The 15,535-nt window shown below is 62.8% G+C and carries 18 protein-coding genes and 1 pseudogene; 13 read left to right on the top strand and 6 right to left on the bottom strand.

Annotated features, from left to right (window positions below; all coding sequences use genetic code 11):
• The first annotated feature begins 85 nt into the window (after positions 1-85).
• From EAO27_RS05015 to EAO27_RS05005, 3 genes are all read left to right on the top strand, one after another.
• Positions 86-292: a hypothetical protein gene (locus tag EAO27_RS05015; protein WP_242777694.1), complete on the top strand. Its 207-nt coding sequence runs from the start codon at positions 86-88 to the stop codon at positions 290-292.
• A 57-nt stretch (positions 293-349) separates the two neighbouring features.
• A complete protein-coding gene (locus EAO27_RS05010) occupies positions 350-928 on the top strand; it encodes a hypothetical protein (protein WP_242777692.1) in 579 nt (192 codons plus the stop codon).
• Positions 929-1,357: 429 nt separating this feature from the next.
• Positions 1,358-2,809: a hypothetical protein gene (locus EAO27_RS05005; protein WP_242777690.1), complete on the top strand. Its 1,452-nt coding sequence runs from the start codon at positions 1,358-1,360 to the stop codon at positions 2,807-2,809.
• Positions 2,810-2,915: 106 nt separating this feature from the next.
• Here EAO27_RS05005 and EAO27_RS05000 read toward each other — a convergent pair whose 3' ends face one another.
• Positions 2,916-3,545, bottom strand: coding sequence for a tyrosine-type recombinase/integrase (locus EAO27_RS05000; protein ID WP_033073847.1), 630 nt, complete (start codon positions 3,543-3,545; stop codon positions 2,916-2,918).
• A 480-nt stretch (positions 3,546-4,025) separates the two neighbouring features.
• On the opposite strand from EAO27_RS05000, the gene EAO27_RS04995 reads away from it, so the two are divergent.
• The 5 genes and pseudogenes from EAO27_RS04995 to EAO27_RS04975 all read left to right on the top strand — a co-directional run bounded on the left by EAO27_RS04995 (position 4,026) and on the right by EAO27_RS04975 (position 5,940).
• Positions 4,026-4,322: a hypothetical protein gene (locus tag EAO27_RS04995; protein WP_242777688.1), complete on the top strand. Its 297-nt coding sequence runs from the start codon at positions 4,026-4,028 to the stop codon at positions 4,320-4,322.
• A gap of 517 nt (positions 4,323-4,839) precedes the next feature.
• Positions 4,840-5,046 (top strand): cold-shock protein, encoded by a 207-nt coding sequence (locus EAO27_RS04990; protein ID WP_079640318.1) that lies wholly within the window; start codon positions 4,840-4,842, stop codon positions 5,044-5,046.
• Between the two features lie 8 nt (positions 5,047-5,054).
• Positions 5,055-5,308, top strand: a pseudogene (infA, locus tag EAO27_RS04985) (translation initiation factor IF-1).
• A 182-nt stretch (positions 5,309-5,490) separates the two neighbouring features.
• Complete coding sequence (locus tag EAO27_RS04980; RefSeq protein ID WP_242777686.1) at positions 5,491-5,703, top strand: hypothetical protein; 213 nt, start codon at positions 5,491-5,493, stop codon at positions 5,701-5,703.
• A 39-nt stretch (positions 5,704-5,742) separates the two neighbouring features.
• A complete protein-coding gene (locus EAO27_RS04975; RefSeq protein WP_184101809.1) occupies positions 5,743-5,940 on the top strand; it encodes a hypothetical protein in 198 nt (65 codons plus the stop codon).
• A 316-nt stretch (positions 5,941-6,256) separates the two neighbouring features.
• Here the strand turns inward: EAO27_RS04975 and EAO27_RS04970 are convergent, their stop codons facing one another.
• Complete coding sequence (locus tag EAO27_RS04970) at positions 6,257-6,982, bottom strand: SDR family NAD(P)-dependent oxidoreductase (protein WP_237835924.1); 726 nt, start codon at positions 6,980-6,982, stop codon at positions 6,257-6,259.
• A gap of 100 nt (positions 6,983-7,082) precedes the next feature.
• Positions 7,083-7,655: a PAS domain-containing protein gene (locus EAO27_RS04965; RefSeq protein ID WP_237835923.1), complete on the bottom strand. Its 573-nt coding sequence runs from the start codon at positions 7,653-7,655 to the stop codon at positions 7,083-7,085.
• Positions 7,656-7,872: 217 nt separating this feature from the next.
• On the opposite strand from EAO27_RS04965, the gene EAO27_RS04960 reads away from it, so the two are divergent.
• The 3 genes from EAO27_RS04960 (at position 7,873) to EAO27_RS04950 (ending at position 11,980) form a co-directional block, all read left to right on the top strand.
• On the top strand, positions 7,873-8,817 hold the full coding sequence (locus tag EAO27_RS04960) for an FAD-dependent oxidoreductase (protein ID WP_242777684.1): 945 nt from the start codon (positions 7,873-7,875) through the stop codon (positions 8,815-8,817).
• Positions 8,814-10,376, top strand: a complete 1,563-nt coding sequence (locus EAO27_RS04955; protein WP_242777682.1) for a phytoene desaturase — start codon at positions 8,814-8,816, stop codon at positions 10,374-10,376. Before EAO27_RS04960 ends, EAO27_RS04955 begins: the two co-directional genes overlap by 4 nt.
• Before the next feature lie 230 nt (positions 10,377-10,606).
• Complete coding sequence (locus EAO27_RS04950; protein ID WP_242777680.1) at positions 10,607-11,980, top strand: deoxyribodipyrimidine photo-lyase; 1,374 nt, start codon at positions 10,607-10,609, stop codon at positions 11,978-11,980.
• Between the two features lie 18 nt (positions 11,981-11,998).
• Here the strand turns inward: EAO27_RS04950 and EAO27_RS04945 are convergent, their stop codons facing one another.
• A complete protein-coding gene (locus EAO27_RS04945; protein ID WP_242777678.1) occupies positions 11,999-12,337 on the bottom strand; it encodes a putative quinol monooxygenase in 339 nt (112 codons plus the stop codon).
• Entirely contained in the window at positions 12,334-12,756 is a 423-nt protein-coding gene (locus EAO27_RS04940) for a nuclear transport factor 2 family protein (RefSeq protein ID WP_242777676.1), read from the bottom strand. Before EAO27_RS04940 ends, EAO27_RS04945 begins: the two co-directional genes overlap by 4 nt.
• Positions 12,757-12,975: 219 nt before the next feature.
• On the opposite strand from EAO27_RS04940, the gene EAO27_RS04935 reads away from it, so the two are divergent.
• Entirely contained in the window at positions 12,976-13,530 is a 555-nt protein-coding gene (locus EAO27_RS04935; protein WP_242777674.1) for a fasciclin domain-containing protein, read from the top strand.
• Between the two features lie 60 nt (positions 13,531-13,590).
• On the opposite strand, the gene hemH is transcribed toward EAO27_RS04935, so the two are convergent.
• The gene (gene hemH / locus EAO27_RS04930; RefSeq protein WP_242777672.1) at positions 13,591-14,799 is read right to left on the bottom strand and encodes a ferrochelatase; all 1,209 of its coding nucleotides are present in this window, start codon (positions 14,797-14,799) and stop codon (positions 13,591-13,593) included.
• Between the two features lie 184 nt (positions 14,800-14,983).
• Between hemH and EAO27_RS04925 the strand changes: the two genes are divergently transcribed.
• Positions 14,984-15,463, top strand: coding sequence for an Hsp20 family protein (locus EAO27_RS04925; RefSeq protein ID WP_192648991.1), 480 nt, complete (start codon positions 14,984-14,986; stop codon positions 15,461-15,463).
• Positions 15,464-15,535: the final 72 nt, after the last annotated feature.

Below are 15,535 nucleotides of genomic sequence, written 5' to 3'. Positions count from 1 at the left end.
AATCCCTGTCCCCAAGTCCATGTCGCGTCATGATCGGCTTTGTACCGTTAAACGGCAACGCGCCATCCCCCGAACGGGGTTATTGATGGCGCCAGACGTCCAAAGCCGAACTGTTCCAGCCCTGTCCGCCGGCCATATTTTGACCCTGGGCTATCTGAAGATTGTCATTACGACCGGATTGAGTCGTCGACGAAGCGAAGAAGAACATTTAGCAGCCGCCTCACCGGTGAACGTCGGCACCTCAATTTTGCCAGCGCGACGGCCGCAGAAAATTGAACAGCGAGGGATGTAAGAAGTGAAGCATATCAGGTACGGACTCGGTTCAGCAGGCCAGTCGAGGCGTTACGCCATGCACAGGCGAGCCATGGTTGGGGCGGCACTGATTGTTTGCGTCCTGAACCCATCGGGCAGACTGCTGGCGGCCGAAGAACAGGTACGTCGCGACAGCACGATCTCGCCTGGTCGAGATGAGTTCCTGGGCAGATTTCTAGACTATTATGTAGGATGGGCGGGAAAAATAGAGGAGCGCGGTCAATCGACAGGAACGCCTCTGGATCCGGAGCAGACGCGCCTTGCCCTGGAAATCGGCATAAAGCATCCCGAAAGAGTGCGCCTGGTCTTTGTCGATGAAGTTCCCTTCCCAACGGACAATCCCGAAATCAAGCTTGCAGGCGAGAAATTCGGCTTCATCGGTCCCGGGATTACCAACAATGCGCAGGCTTTTGGATACTCGGTCTGGATACGCAATGGCTTCTCGCTCGATCGACCGCGCCTCGCGCACGAGCTTGTGCATGTGATGCAGATCGAGCGAAGCACCGGCTTCGCCGCCTATGCGCGCCAATATGTATCAGAACTGCTTCAATATGGGCATGAAAAATCTCCGCTCGAACTCGAGGCATATGAGGCCAATCGAAGATATGCCGACTGATCCGGCTTTTGGCGCATCGGCTTGCCTGGCTGATTTTATTGGCACCGACAATGAGGCTCGCTCGATGTCCAAAGTTCTCCTGATGTAATTTCTGGGGCCGCACCGCCGCGCTCCGGCGGCCACATGGAGGCGTGTCCCGACAGCGGGCATGGAGGATCGCCTGCAACAGCTGCCGCAACCGGCACTGCCCCAGGATCCCAGGGCGTCGGCGCGCGCAATTGGAGACAGCCGCTTTTGGGGACCAAAGAAAGAGAACGGACATGCTGCAACGTCCCAAAGCGCTCGCTATCGACGCTATCGAGATTTGACCGAAAGACTTCCATGTCTTCCGCTCACCTGAAGCTATCGCTACGATGGCAAAGGGTCGTGCAAATTGGGGATGTCATGACCGTGCAGCGCTTTTTCCTTGCCTTGGCCCTTGCTACCGGCTTGCCTGTCGCAGCCACTGCCCAGCCCTGCTTCGATGCGGCCGGGCTCGTACCCTATGGCTGTCCGACGGCGGTCAACTATCTCTACAGGCCCCAGTCCAATGGCCAAGTGATCCTTAACGACGAAAAGGGGAAGCCGCTCTACCGAGCGGTGGTGGTGCCCGGCGCGAAGAAGAAGGATTTGCCGCTGGTCGGGATCGCCGACATGAGCGGGCGAGAGATCGTACCGCCGCGCTTCGAGCGCGTCTATGCCGTTGGCCGCAATCTCGCAGTCGGAGAGGCCCCGCTGAACCCGAAGGATACCGCAGAATCGCAGCGCGCCTTTCTGATCGATCTCCGCACGGGCGAATATCGTCCAACGCCTTGGCGGCGCATCATCACGACCTTGACATATAATGCCGACGGACCGCCCTGGCTGATGGGCGTGCTCCCGCACACGCGCACTCATCCCTATGATGTCGCGATCCTCACGCCGATCGGCACCGACACCAGCCTCAGGGTCGACAATTTCAATCCCTTCTCCGGTGGCACCAAGGTTCTCACCGTGCCTTATAATCTTCTCGAAATCGGCGGCGCGATCGTCAACGAGCGCGGCGAGGATCCGTTCGCGGGCATGGAGATGGTGAAGGTCGCGAGCGGGTTCGGCTATTTCGTCAAGCGCGGCCCGCCGCCCGCCGAGGTGAAGGGCCCGGGTGCGGGGCCGCTCCTGACCCCGATCGGCAGCGACTTACGTCCGCAGACGCATCCTGCCGATGTCATCGGTATGGTTCAGGCCGGATCCTGGATGTGGATCATCCGGCGCACCCCGAAAGGTGTCCGCTTCTATCAGCATGTCGGCGGAAAGCCGATCCTCGCGGCGCCGCCCGTCGGCGAAGCCTATCTCGATCTCTATGTCGACAAGGATGGCGATGTCGCGGTGCGCACGGCGGCAGGCTGGATCGATCCGTTCCACCGCAAGCCCTTTCCGACCGCCGAAGCCGTGCTCGCGGCGCGCAAGGCCGAAACCAGGGAGTTCGTAGCCGCAGTTAGGGCCGAGGAGAATGCCCGCTTCGCCGCGCAGGCACGCGCTGAGGTCGATGCGAAAGCGGCGCAGGCCGCCGCGGCGCAGGCCTATCGCGAGCAGGTGCGTGGCCGCATCCGCGAGGCTAAGGCGGGGCGGCTGACCGGCCTCCCGCTTATCCTCCTGCAGCGCGATGTGATGACGGCAGGGCTTGAGGGAGAATATGAAAGCGCGGGCATGACGCTCAGCGACGACATCCGGCGCGAGATCTGCTGGCAGCGCCAGTCGGTCGTCTGCAGCAGCGCTGCCGCGCCCTCGTCTTCTTCCGGGTCGAGCTTCGTTCCGTCATGGGAGAAGGCCTTCGAGAATGCGCGCGCACTCAGCCAGCGCCAGTATCAGGAGAATTGCGCCGCCGCGGCCAAGGGCGCCAGTCGCATTTGCACAAAATATTGATAAGTTGGCCGGTTGGAGACAGTCGGCTTTCGGTAGGCAAATAGAGAGAGCGGACGTTCCGAGAAAATCAAGATCGCTCGCTCTCTAGGTTATCGAGATTTGACGGTCAGACTTCGATGCCTTCCGCCAATGTTAGCGCATCTTCAACATCGACGCCGAGGTATCGCACGGTATTCTCAATCTTGGTGTGACCCAACAGAATCTGCACGGCACGCAAATTGCCGGTCGCCTTGTAAATGATCGACGCCTTTGTTCTGCGTAACGAATGCGTCCCGTAATCTTCGCTTCGGAGGCCAACAGCCGTGACCCATTCATCGACGAGACGCGCATATTGACGCGTGCTCATATGAGCAGAGTGGTCGACCCGGCTGGGGAACGCAAAATCCTCGATTGATCCACCGCGCCGCTCAAGCCATGCCAAGAGGCTTCCACGAGCATCCGACATGATTTCGAATTGAACTGGTCGATTGGTCTTTTGCTGGATCACCATTGCCCGCGTTCTCAACTCACCGCCGGCGACGAGATCGCCGATCTTGATCTTTACAAGATCGCAGCCTCGCAACTTGCTGTCGATTGCGAGATCGAACAGCGCCCGGTCTCGAAGCCGGTGCTCTCGATCCAAGTGGAAGCGAATTGCCCATATCTGCCGTGGTTTTAGCGGCCGCTTTGCACCTACCTTTCGACCGGCATTCCACGCCGGTCGTGGAGGTAAATAGTCGAATTCTGATCTACCCATGATCGTTCTCCTGTGGCCAAAATGGCCAAAAAGGGAAACGCTCGAGTCAAACCGGTTGGCCGAAAGTGGACTGGCAGCGTCCGGACCCCGATATTGCGTAGCCGACATTCGTTCAGCCCCTCTTCGACCCGACGTCCGTGGCGAGAGATTCCGAGCGATTACCGTCGTCGACGGGAGTCTTTTGGCGCTTCCGTACAATTGCCTTTCCGCCCGCGCGCCTATCCGCGCCGGGCGACCCAGAGAGCTCTTCCTTTCAGGAAATCCGAGTTCTTCATCTGACGCCCGCCCGGTTCCGATCGTGCGGGCGTCTTTTTTTGTACACGCAGGTCGAACAGACTGCCAAATGCCGCTCGAGACGCTGCCGGACACCTTACAATCCCGTCGACAACCCCCATATCATAGTTATCGCCGCTCTCGTTCCCGTAGGCCGCCGCGACTGAGAGACATAGTGCTCCCGCTTACACGCAGGGGCTTAGCGCCATGACTTCGCAAACCGATCCAACTCCGGAGACTTCGACGGGCACCAAAGCCCGGTCAGGCCGCTTCTTCCAAAAGAGCCGCACGCCGCTGGCACCCGCCGATGCCCGCCGCCAAGGCGACATCAGCCAGCTCGCCTTCCTGACCATGGGCGGCCGCGATCCCGCAATCGCGTTTCTTAACAGCGAAAACACAGAGCTTGGTGGTCGTCCGATCGCGATCGCGACCGAGAGCCCGGAAGGCTATGAGCGCGTCGCCACAGCGATCCGGTCCTTGGCCCGCGACCCGGAGTTCGATTGAGCCGCGCGCTGAGCATCGCGCTGCCCGAGAGGCAGGTTCACGTCTCTGCCTTCTTCAAAGCCTCAGTATGAGCGCGATCGAGCCGCTCTGATCAGACTACATTCGGCAAATTTGCTCTACGGGCGCCGACGCGGCGGAAATAGACCTCGGGCTCCACGTCCCTGTGATAGACGACGAAGTGATGCGCCATCTCCTCTATCGCCCGCCGGACCTGAACAAGCCTATGCAATAAAAAAGGCGGGAAGAATCTTCGATAACGCGGCATATTTCCTTCCGAAAAATTCAGCAAACCGGTGAATAAATTTGCCAGCGCCTTCTAGAACAAAACTCGTCGGCGACGCATGAAATCAAGGAATTTCTTGACTTTTATATAATCTCGATCCATACGCATCTGGCTAACGTCGCCTGCGACGGAATTTTGATGCCCTTTACCGGGTCTATTTCTTCCCTTCTCACGCTTCCAGCTCTGTCGGTGCTTTTGCCGGCGGATACCCTGTTTTCGTGAAAGGAAACAATCATGCCGATCGGCAACGTCAAATTCTTCAATTCCGATAAGGGCTATGGCTTCATCGCGAACGCGGATGGTTCGGGCGACAGCTTCGTTCACATCTCCGCGGTCGAGCGCGCCGGCATGGCGACTCTCAATAAAGATCAGCGCGTAAGTTACGAGCTCGAGACCGGTCGCGATGGCAAGGTTTCGGCCGTCAATCTCGAAGCGGCCTGACGCTTTAGATGGCCAAGGAAGAGGTCCTCACCTTTGAGGGCATGATCGACGAGATTCTGCCCGACGGGCGATTCCACGTCGAACTCGAAAACGGCCATCGACTCATTGCCTACACAGCCGCCGGATGCGGCGTTTCCGCATCCGGTCCGTTGTCAGCGACGCCGTGCGCGTCGAAATGACACCCTATGATCTGACCAAGGGCCGCATCGTTTATCGCGATCGTGGTCCGGGCAGTCCGGGCGCCGCGAGCAAGCGGCGCTGACATCTAACCCAAGAAGACCAATATGTTTCAGAATAGCAGTATTATCCCGAGCCTTTCTGGCCTTCCGCTAGCAGGAAAGCCGATGCAGCCGAGCCAACGAGCGCTGCCCTCCTCGACGCTCTCGCGGCGCGAACTCAGACGCCTCATCGCTCACATGATCGATTGATCGAAAGGATAGCAGCATGGCAGCAACATCGACGAGTGAACATTATCGTGAGCAGGCCGAACGCTGCGAAGCCGATGCCGCCGCGTCCGATCTGATGGAGGTGCGGGACCGCAACCTTCGTTCGGCCGCCGCCTGGCATGCCATGGCGAGCAGGCAACAGAAGTCCGAGGCAGCACGCGCCGAAAAGGACCGGATTGCCAAGGCTCTGCGGGCCCAATGCCTCGCCTGAGCAGGGCCACCCATTCCCGGACCGATTAAGGACAAAGCCATGGATATGAACCAGCTTTTCTACCACCATCAGATTGCGCTGATGGAAGCCGGCCGCGCACGCCAGACTGGACTCGCCACCACCAATTTCGACCTCGCGCGCCACTATGCGAAGCGCATCAACCGTTTCCGCGAAGGTCGCGGCCTTGCACCCAATTTCCTTGGCTACAGTGTTGCGGAAGGATCGGTTGCAGCCTGATCGCCGCCAATGAAGCGCACGGGAGAATTATATGCGAGAGACGATAGCTGCCGGCGAGAAGAAGGATCGAGCCAGAAAAACCCCCGTGCAACCTTCAGAAGAAGTGCCGCCTCATCCTGATCCCGCGCGCCACATTCCCGAGAAGACCAATCATATCAACGGCCACTCTCCCAAACCCACGTTACAATAGACCGACCTCTGCAGACTATCGATCGGTAGCTATTGCTGGCCGATTGCCGTCAGTCTGCTTCTGGCACAATGTTCGCTAAAGCGGACAGGCAAAGAGGCGGAGACTCTTGAAGCGCCTGCTGGCTCGTTAATACGGGATAGGCCTTCCATCCCAGCCGAAGAACCCGCCGCTATCCATCGGCGATAGCTGGTCGATGACGGCCAGGATGTGCATCGCGCTATTATCCGCACTAAAGAGCGATGATTCAGCTACTCGCGCCTGAAACGGCTCCGAGAGCGGCGTGTCGACTGTTCCGGGGTGCAGTGCCGCGACTATCGCTTCCGGATTGCTGCGGCCGAGCTCTATCGCGAAGCATCGCACCAGAGCATTGAGCGCCGCCTTGGAAGCGCGGTAGCTGTGCCATCCGCCAAGTCTGTTATCCGCAATCGAACCAACGCGAGCAGAGAGAAATATCGCGACCGCTCGTTGCCGCCGGGCAAGCAAGGGAAGAAAATGCTTTGCGACGAGCGCGGGCCCGATGCTGTTCACAGCGAAGACCTCGGCCATCACCGATGCTTCAAGCTGCCGGAGGCTTTTTTCAGGACGGATGTCAGTCCTGCGATGCAGCAGCCCCGTCGCCACGATCAACAGGTCGAGAGCGCCATCTTGGGCAATCTGGCGACCTGCCTCGGCAAGCGTGTCGTCGTCCAATATGTCGATCGTCAGCCTAGTTACATTGGAATGGTGCGCCGCATGGGGCCGCCTGTTCCCGGCATAGATGCGGTCAAATCGCCCCGACGCCACGAGTTGATTCACAAGCGCGGCACCGATACCGCCGCTGCTTCCGATCACCAAGGCGCGCTTGACGCTCACATGCTGCTCCTCGGGCCATGACGTCAGTCCGGCATCCCGACGCTCTTAATCGGCAGCAGCGCGATATCCCATATGCCTCAAAGGGAAGATGGAGCGGTGGCTAGAAACCGGCCTCGACCGCGAGCCGGATCGCATCGGCCGTGGTTTCGACGCCGAGCGCGCGCAGCAGCGCAGCGCGGTGCATCTTGATCGTCCGCTCCGACAGCGACAGCGTGAAGGCAATCTGCTTGTTGAGCTGTCCGCTCGCCATCAGCTTCAACACCTCGCGCTGCCTCGGCGAGAGCGCCTCAATTTGGGCGCGCGCTCGCGTGCTCCGTCCTCCAACGGCCTCGCCAGCCTCGTCGACTTCGATCTGCGAGCCGAGAAAATATTCGAGATTGCCGCCGGGGCCAAAGATTGGCGCCACCAGCACGGCATTGCGGAAGGGCGTCCCGTCTTTCCGGTAATTGAGGATCTCGACGAGCGCCGGCCTCTGCTCCCGGATGGAGGCCCGCAAGGTCTCGGTCAGTTCAGGTTCGGTATCCGGCCCGGAGAGAAAGCGGCAATTGCGCCCAAGGATTTCGTCCGGCCCATAGCCGGTGAGCGCCGAGAAGGCAGCGTTGCACTCAACGATCGGATTGTCAGGTAGGCGCGGGTCGCTGATCACCGCGGCGATCGGGCTGGCCGCGATCATTGTCTTCAATGACATAGTATCTGCCTGCTCTCCCCTGGGTGCCCCAAGGGACATGTTGCGACACTTCCCCTCGCTCATGCAAGCCTGCGTCGATGACAATTGCGACGAACCGGAAAAAATCGCGCATGACGCCTTGCACGTCGACAGCGCGGACATCCCTGCAGGCGGAGGTCGGACATTGTCCGTGCCACATCGGTGATCGCGAGGCCATGGTCTGATGCGGGTCGCGATCATTGGAGCCGGCATTGCCGGGCTCGCCTGTGCGCGGCGGCTGCGCGATGCGGGGCTGGAGGCAACGCTCTTCGACAAATCCCGCAGCGTCGGCGGCCGCCTCGCGACCCGTCGCGCGGAGCCGGGCGTTCCCGAGGTCGCATTCGATCATGGCGCAACCCATTTCACGGCACGCTCGGAAGGCTTTACCAGGCTCGTAGCAGCGTGGGAGAAGGCAGGCCTCGCCGCGCGTTGGCCGGCCGCCGGCGCGGACAGCTGGGTCGGCACGCCGACCATGACCACGCCGCTCAAAGCTCTCGCGGACGATCTCGATGTCCGCCTGTCGCGACCGGTCACAGCCCTGACCAAATCGCCCGCGGGCTGGACGCTCCACAGCGAGGCAAAACGGCTCGGCAAATATGATGCGGCGGTGATCGCCATCCCCGCCGAGCAGGCAGCGCCGCTTCTGTCGCTTCATGATTTCGAGATGGCGCGCGCGGCCATGGCGGTGCGCTACAATCCCTGCTGGACCGCGATGTTCGCCTTCGATGAGCGGATCGAGGAGCTTCCCGATTTCCTCCGCGGCGCCGGCTCGCTTGTGACCGCTGCGCGCGACAGCGCGAAGCCCGGCCGCGCGCCGGGCGAGCGGTGGGTCGTGCAAGCCGACTGGACTTGGTCGGAGGCACATCTCGCCTGCGACGGCGCGAGCGTGGCGCCAGCGCTTCTCGCCGAACTTGGCAAGATCGCCGGACGCGACATGCCCACCCCAAGCCATATCGCGGCCCATCGCTGGCTATTCTCGCAGCCCTCGGGACAGGATCTGAAGCTGCTCTGGAACCCTGCCATTGGTCTCGGCGCCTGCGGCGACTGGCTCTATCACGGCTTTGCCGAATATGCGTGGCTGTCGGGCCATGTACTCGGCGCGGCGATTGCGGCAGAGGCGCCGCGATGATGCGCGCGATCGTAATCGGAGCCGGCATCGGCGGCCTCGCCCTCGCCATCCGGCTCCAGTCGGCGGGCCTCGATACGCTGCTCGTAGAAGCGCGCGACCGCCCGGGCGGCCGCGCCTATGTCTTCGAGAAGGATGGTTTCACCTTCGATGCCGGGCCGACGGTGATCACCGACCCGGCCTGCCTCGCCGAGCTCTGGGAGCTGAGCGGCCAGCGGCTCGAGCGCGATGTCGACCTCGTCCCGGTGTCGCCCTTTTATCGGCTGAGCTGGCCCGACGGATCGACCTTCGATTATGGCAATGACAAGGAGGCGCTCGCCCGTCAGATCGCCGCGCTCGATCCCGCCGATGTGGCGGGATATGAGCGATTTCTTCGCTATTCCGCGTCGGTTTACGAGGAAGGCTATGTGAAGCTCGGCGCCGTGCCCTTCCTCGATTTCCGCTCGATGCTGAAGGCGGCACCCGCGCTCCTGCGGCACCGGGCCTGGCGCTCGGTCTATAAAACCGTCGCGAGCTATGTTCGGAGCGAGAAGCTGCGCGAGGCTCTATCCTTCCACACCTTGCTTGTTGGCGGCAACCCGATGGCGACGAGCAGCATCTATGCGCTCATCCACAAACTCGAGCAAGATGGCGGCGTCTGGTATGCGCGCGGCGGCACCAATCAGCTCGTCGCCGGCATGGCCGCGCTGTTCGCGCGTCTCGGCGGTACGCTGAGGCTTGGCGATCCCGTCGCCCGCATCGAAACTAAGGGCGACCGGGTGACGGGCATCGTGACGCGGAGCGGGTTTACCGCACGCGCCGATCTTGTCGCCTCGAACGCCGATCTCATGCACAGCTACCGCGACCTGCTCGCGCATCCGCGCGGCAAGCGCGAGGCGAAGCGCCTTGCGCGCAAGAGCTGGTCGCCGAGCCTCTTCGTCCTCCATCTGGGGGTTCGCGGTACCTTCCCCGAAATACCCCATCATATGATATTGTTCGGTCCGCGCTACCGCGGGCTTCTCGACGACATCTATCGGAACGGCACCCTCGCCGAGGATTTCTCGCTTTACCTTCATCACCCGAGCGCAAGCGATCCGGGCGTGGCCCCCGCGGGCCACAGCAGCTTTTACGCGCTTGCGCCGGTTCCCCATCGCGGCCACGCCTCGCTCGACTGGGAGGTCGAAGGGCCCAAATTGGCGAAGCGCATCATCGCCGAGATCGAGCGGCGCCTGATCCCGGACCTTGGCGAGCGGATCGTCACGCAAATCCAATATGCCCCGCCGGACTTCGAACAGGATCTCGCCGCGCATCTCGGGAGCGCCTTCAGCCTTACGCCAACACTGTTGCAGAGCGCCTATTTTCGGGGGCACAACCGCGACGCGCGCATCGAGAACCTCTATTTTACCGGCGCGGGCACGCATCCCGGCGCGGGTATTCCGGGGGTCGTCGCGAGCGCGAAGGCGACGGCGAGCCTCATTCTCGGCGACTTCGGCATCAGAACTGCGGCAGCCCGCGATCCGGGCGCTCGCGACCGAATATTCTCCGGGCGTGATGACACGGCAGGAGATGTCATGCCCGGCTGATCGCAAGGACATTCCGGTTCTGCCGGCGGCCAGCGCCTTGCGACCCGCGTCTGGCCGCGGCGGGGGGCGGTGATTGCTCACCGCCCAACCTTCCCCTTGCTCGCGCTCGCAAAGCGGCTCTTCATTGCCTGAACTGCCCGAAAGGTCATCTTTTGCGGAGGTCGGAGCCTGCCAGATGAGGAAATCCGCGATCGCCCGCACCCCAGCCCGCCAAAAAGGGAACCGTCGCCATGCCGCCCGCCATATTGTGGCTCCGTCAGGACCTCCGCATCACCGACCATCCGGCGCTCCTCGCGGCGATCGCCGAAGGTCCGGTCATTCCGCTCTACATATTGGACGACGGGAGCCCCGGAACGCGCGCGATCGGCGGCGCGCAGCGCTGGTGGCTCCATCACAGCCTCACCGCGCTCGATGCGAGCCTTCGCAAACGCGGCAGCCGGCTCGTCCTGCGCCGCGGCCCTGCCGCCGAAATACTCGAACGCGTCGCGGCGGAAGCCGAGAGCACAAGGGTTCACGCGACCCGCTGCTACGAGCCTTGGTGGCCGCGCTGCGAAGACGCGCTGGACGCCAGGCTTGCGCTGCGGCTCCATGACGGCAATTATCTCGCGCCGCCCGAGAGTATCACCAATGCGCAAGGCGCCCGCTACCGCGTCTTCACGCCTTGGTATCGCGCGCTTCTGGGGCGCATGCCGCCCGCCCTTCCCTATGCGGCGCCCGACCATATTCCGGCGCCTGGCGTCTGGCCGGCGTCGGACAATCTTGCCGATTGGGGGCTGACCCCGACCAGCCCCGACTGGACCACAGGATTTGGCGACTGGAGCCCGGGCGAGAAGGGCGCCTGGCGGGCGCTGCGCGACTGGCTGCCGCTCGCCGGCGACTATAAGTCCCGTCGCGATTTTCCCTCGCTCCCCGCGACATCGCGGCTGTCGCCGCATCTTCATTTCGGCGAAATAAGCCCCCGGTCGATCTGGCATGCGCTCGGCGAGCGCGACGATGCGGGTGCCGAAACCTTTCGGTCGGAGCTCGGCTGGCGCGAGCATGGCATCAATCTCGTCGACCAGATGTCCGATTATGGCGATCGAAACGGGCGCCCCACCTTCGATAATTTCGGCTGGCGGAGCGGCCCCGAAGCCGACCGGGACTTTGCTGCCTGGACCCGGGGACGGACCGGCTACCCGGTGGTCGACGCGGGCATGCGCGAGCTCTGGCACACGGGCTGGATGCACAACCGCGTGCGGATGGTCACCGCCTCCTTCCTCGTCAAACATCTGCTGATCGACTGGCGCCGCGGTGAACGCTGGTTCTGGGACACGCTGCTCGACGCCGATCTCGGGTCGAATGCAATGAACTGGCAATATGTCGCGGGCACCGGCGTCGACGCGCCGGTCTTCTCGCGCATCATGTCGCCGCTGCTCCAGAGCGAGCGGTTCGCGATGGGCGATTATGTCCGCACCTATGTTCCGGAGCTTGCACATCTGTCGGATGCCGAGATCACCGCCGCCCATGGACAGGAGGCCGGGGTGCCCGCCTATCCCGCGCCGCTTATCGGCCATGAGGCGGCGCGGGCGCGCGCCCTGACTGCCTGGGAAGCGCTGCGCAGCTAGCGAACGAGGACCACCAAGCTAGTCGAAGGCGGCGCTTGCCACGCCGTGGCTGTTGTAAACAGGGCCTTCGCGCGACACACCGAACTTGCGGCTTGAGGAGGAACGTACACCAAACGCGCCGATATGCCCCAGCATTCCCCTGTACTGCGGCCCGGCCAGATGCGCTGCGAGCGCCGCTTCGCCGTCCCATTCCTCGAACACGTGGATGCGCGTCGCCACATGCGGATCAAGGGTCCAGGCGTAAGCGAGACAACCCGGCTGGGCGAGCGCGCCTTCGATCCAGCCGCGCGCACCCGCTAGCGCGTCCCCGCGCGTCTCGGGATCGATATCGATGACCGCCTGGATCAGGATCTTCATGACTGCACCTCACTTCTTGAAAGCTGCGGCAAAGGCCGAAACCGCCGCTCTGTAAACAGCCACCGGCCATCGATTCGGCGGCAGACGTCGTCATAGATGCCAAGGGTCCGGTGAAGGGTGCCGTCGCGCAGGAAGACTTCCTCGGTGTAGGACCGCATGGCCGCGGTCTCGCCATGGACCTCGATCGAACCCGGCCAGGCGCGAAAGACGATGTCGGGAAAAGCGCGCATCGCCGCGCGCCAGGTGTCGACGATCTTCGCCTTGCCCTCGAATATCCCGAAACCCGGAAGCGACCATCGGCCGCCTTCGTCCCAAGTCGCGGCCCAGGCCTCGCTGTCGGCCCGGTTGACCGCATCGGCATAGGCGTCGAGCAGGTCGCGAAGCGCCAGCCGGTCTTCGAACGACCCCTCAAACGGCATGGAAGCCCCCTTTTCGCCCGGCTGCGTCGATGGTCCAGCCTGCCGCCGGTTTGCCTGCAGCCGATGGGAGGGAGAACTGCCGTTATCGCTAGCGGCGATGGGCCGCGGAGGGCGGGCCGGATAACCCGCCCCAAAGGACAGGTCGCCCCGGCGGGGCGGCGCGCCTAATTTCATGCCCGTCCTATCCCCCCGGGACGAACATTCGAAAAGGAATGACCAATGGCTATTTCCCGTATCTCTCTTTCGCTCGCCGCAGCAGCGCTCGCGCTCGCCGGCGGCATTGCAGCCGCCAAGAACCCGATGGTCGGCGGCGCCGCGATGTATGAGACCAAGACCATCGTCGAAAATGCCGCCAATTCGAAAGATCACACGACGCTGGTCGCGGCGGTCAAGGCCGCTGGCCTCGCCGAGACCCTTTCGGGAGCCGGCCCGTTCACGGTCTTTGCGCCTACCAACGCTGCCTTTGCCAAGCTTCCCGCCGGCACCGTCGATACGCTGCTCAAGCCCGAGAACAAGGCGATGCTGACGGGCATATTGACCTATCATGTCGTGCCGGGCCGCCTGACCGCGACCGATATTGCCGCGCAGGCCAAGGCCAATGGCGGCAAGGCGGTGCTCACCACGGTGCAGGGCGCCATGCTCACCGTCTGGGAGAAGGATGGCAGCTGGTATGTGAGCGACGCCAAGGGCGGCACGGCGAAGATCGGCCCTGCCGACGTTCTTCAGTCGAACGGCGTGATCCACGTCATCGACGGCGTGCTGCTTCCCGCCTAATGACCTGTCGGGGCTGCGCGACGCTTGTTAGCGCAGCGCGGCCCCGACAATCAAAAGCCCTCAAAGCCAGCCCGAAAGCTCGCTCCTTATCAGGGCGGCGAGCATATCCATCCCGACATCGCTATCGTTGAGACAGGGCACATAAGCGAAATGGCGTCCGCCGGCGGCAAGGAACTGCTCGCGTCCGCGGATGGCGATTTCCTCGAGGGTTTCGAGGCAATCCGCGGCGAATCCCGGCGCGATCACGGCCACCGACCGGCCTTCGCGCCCTAGCGTTTCGAGCATCATGTCGGTTGCCGGCGTCAGCCATTTGGCCTGGCCGAAGCGCGACTGAAAGCTCGGAATAACATTCTTCCCCAAAACTTCGCCCAACCGACGCGCGGTCTTGAGGCACATGCAGTGATAGGGATCGCCGAGACGAAGGGTGCGCTCGGGCATGCCGTGGAAGCTCGCGACGATCGTATCGGGCATAAAGTCGAGGCCGCCGATCGCACGTCCGAGCGACGACGCCAGCGCCTCGACATGGCGATCGTCATCATAATAGGGCGGAAGGACACGCAGCGCCGGCTGCCAGCGCAGGCGCGCCATATGCGCCTGGACGGCATCGCCAACGCTCGCGGTCGTTGCGGCGCAATATTGGGGATAAAGAGGCGCAACGAGAATGCGGCGACATCCTGCCGCAAGAAGCGCGTCGATGCCGTCCGCGATCGAGCTGCTGCCATAGCGCATCGCATGCGCAACCACCGCACCACGTCCGAGCGAAGCCTCAAGCGCCCTTGCCTGGCGGCGGGTGATCGCGGCGAGCGGCGAGCCTTCTGAAGTCCAGATTTCGCGGTAGGCATGCGCGGATTTCCGCGGCCGAACCGCAAGGACGATCCCGCGCAGGATCGGTTGCCAGATCAGCGAAGGCAGTTCGACAACGCGCCGGTCGGAAAGAAATTCCGCGAGATAGCGCCGAACCGCACGGCTCGTCGGCGCGTCGGGCGTCCCGAGATTTACGAGAAGCACGCCGATGCGGTCGACCGGCACGGCGGGGTGACCCGTCGGCAATCGGGCGGGATCCGCTTCTTCGTAACGTTCCCCGATTCTGGCCGTTACCAGAGGCCCTTCGACAGTCATTGCAATCTCCCGCGGACAAGACGCCTCGCGGCGACCATGCCGCGCGATGTGGATCGCATGTCTCCGACTTGCCCCGCGCCGCCAAGCTGCACCAAGGGGCAGACGGGATGCCATTTCCCGCCTCCCGGCAGGCCCCCGGGATCCCGGCACCGCCCTGGCTGCCGCGACACGTCAGCCGACGTTCCGAGCGGCACCCTCGCTCTTGAAACGGCAAAACGGCTTTCCTAACTCATTCCCGGACGCGGGATTTTCCGCGTCCTAGGACAGAGAGAGCGCCGGCTCTAAGTCCCGGCGCATCTCATGCCCGAATTGCTTCAATCAGGAGGATTTGGAAATGAGAACCGATTTTGACTTCACCCCCTACCGCCGCTCGACGGTGGGCTTCGATCATCTCTTCGACCTGCTCGAGAAGGGCCAGCGCGGCGAGACGTCGGACGGCTTTCCTGCTTTCGACATCGTGCGCGACGCCGACGACCGTTTCCGCGTCACGCTGGCGGTGCCCGGTTTCAAGGCCGACGAGATCGAGATCGTCGCGCAGCAGAACCAGCTCAGCGTCACGGGCAAGCCGGCCGAGGAGGATGCGACACGCGCCTATCTCCACCGCGGCATCGCCCGCCGCGCGTTCGAGCGCCGCTTCCAGCTTGCCGACTATATCGAGGTCGGGCGCGCGAGCTTCGCCGACGGGCTGCTCACGATCGAACTGAGCCGCGTCGTCCCAGAGGCGATGAAGCCGCGCAAGATCGAGATCGGCAGCAGTGCCGGCAAGCCGCAGCGGATCGAAGCGCCGATGGATAAGGCGCTCGAAAGCGCCTGAGTTCGACAAGGGAGGCACGCCAACGGCGTGTCTCCCTCTCTTGCTGAAGCGCGATCGCCTCAGACCTGCTCC

It is taken from the genome of Sphingopyxis sp. YF1 (assembly GCF_022701295.1).
Taxonomy (GTDB): Bacteria; Pseudomonadota; Alphaproteobacteria; order Sphingomonadales; family Sphingomonadaceae; genus Sphingopyxis.
This window is presented reverse-complemented; position numbering and strand designations above follow the sequence as displayed.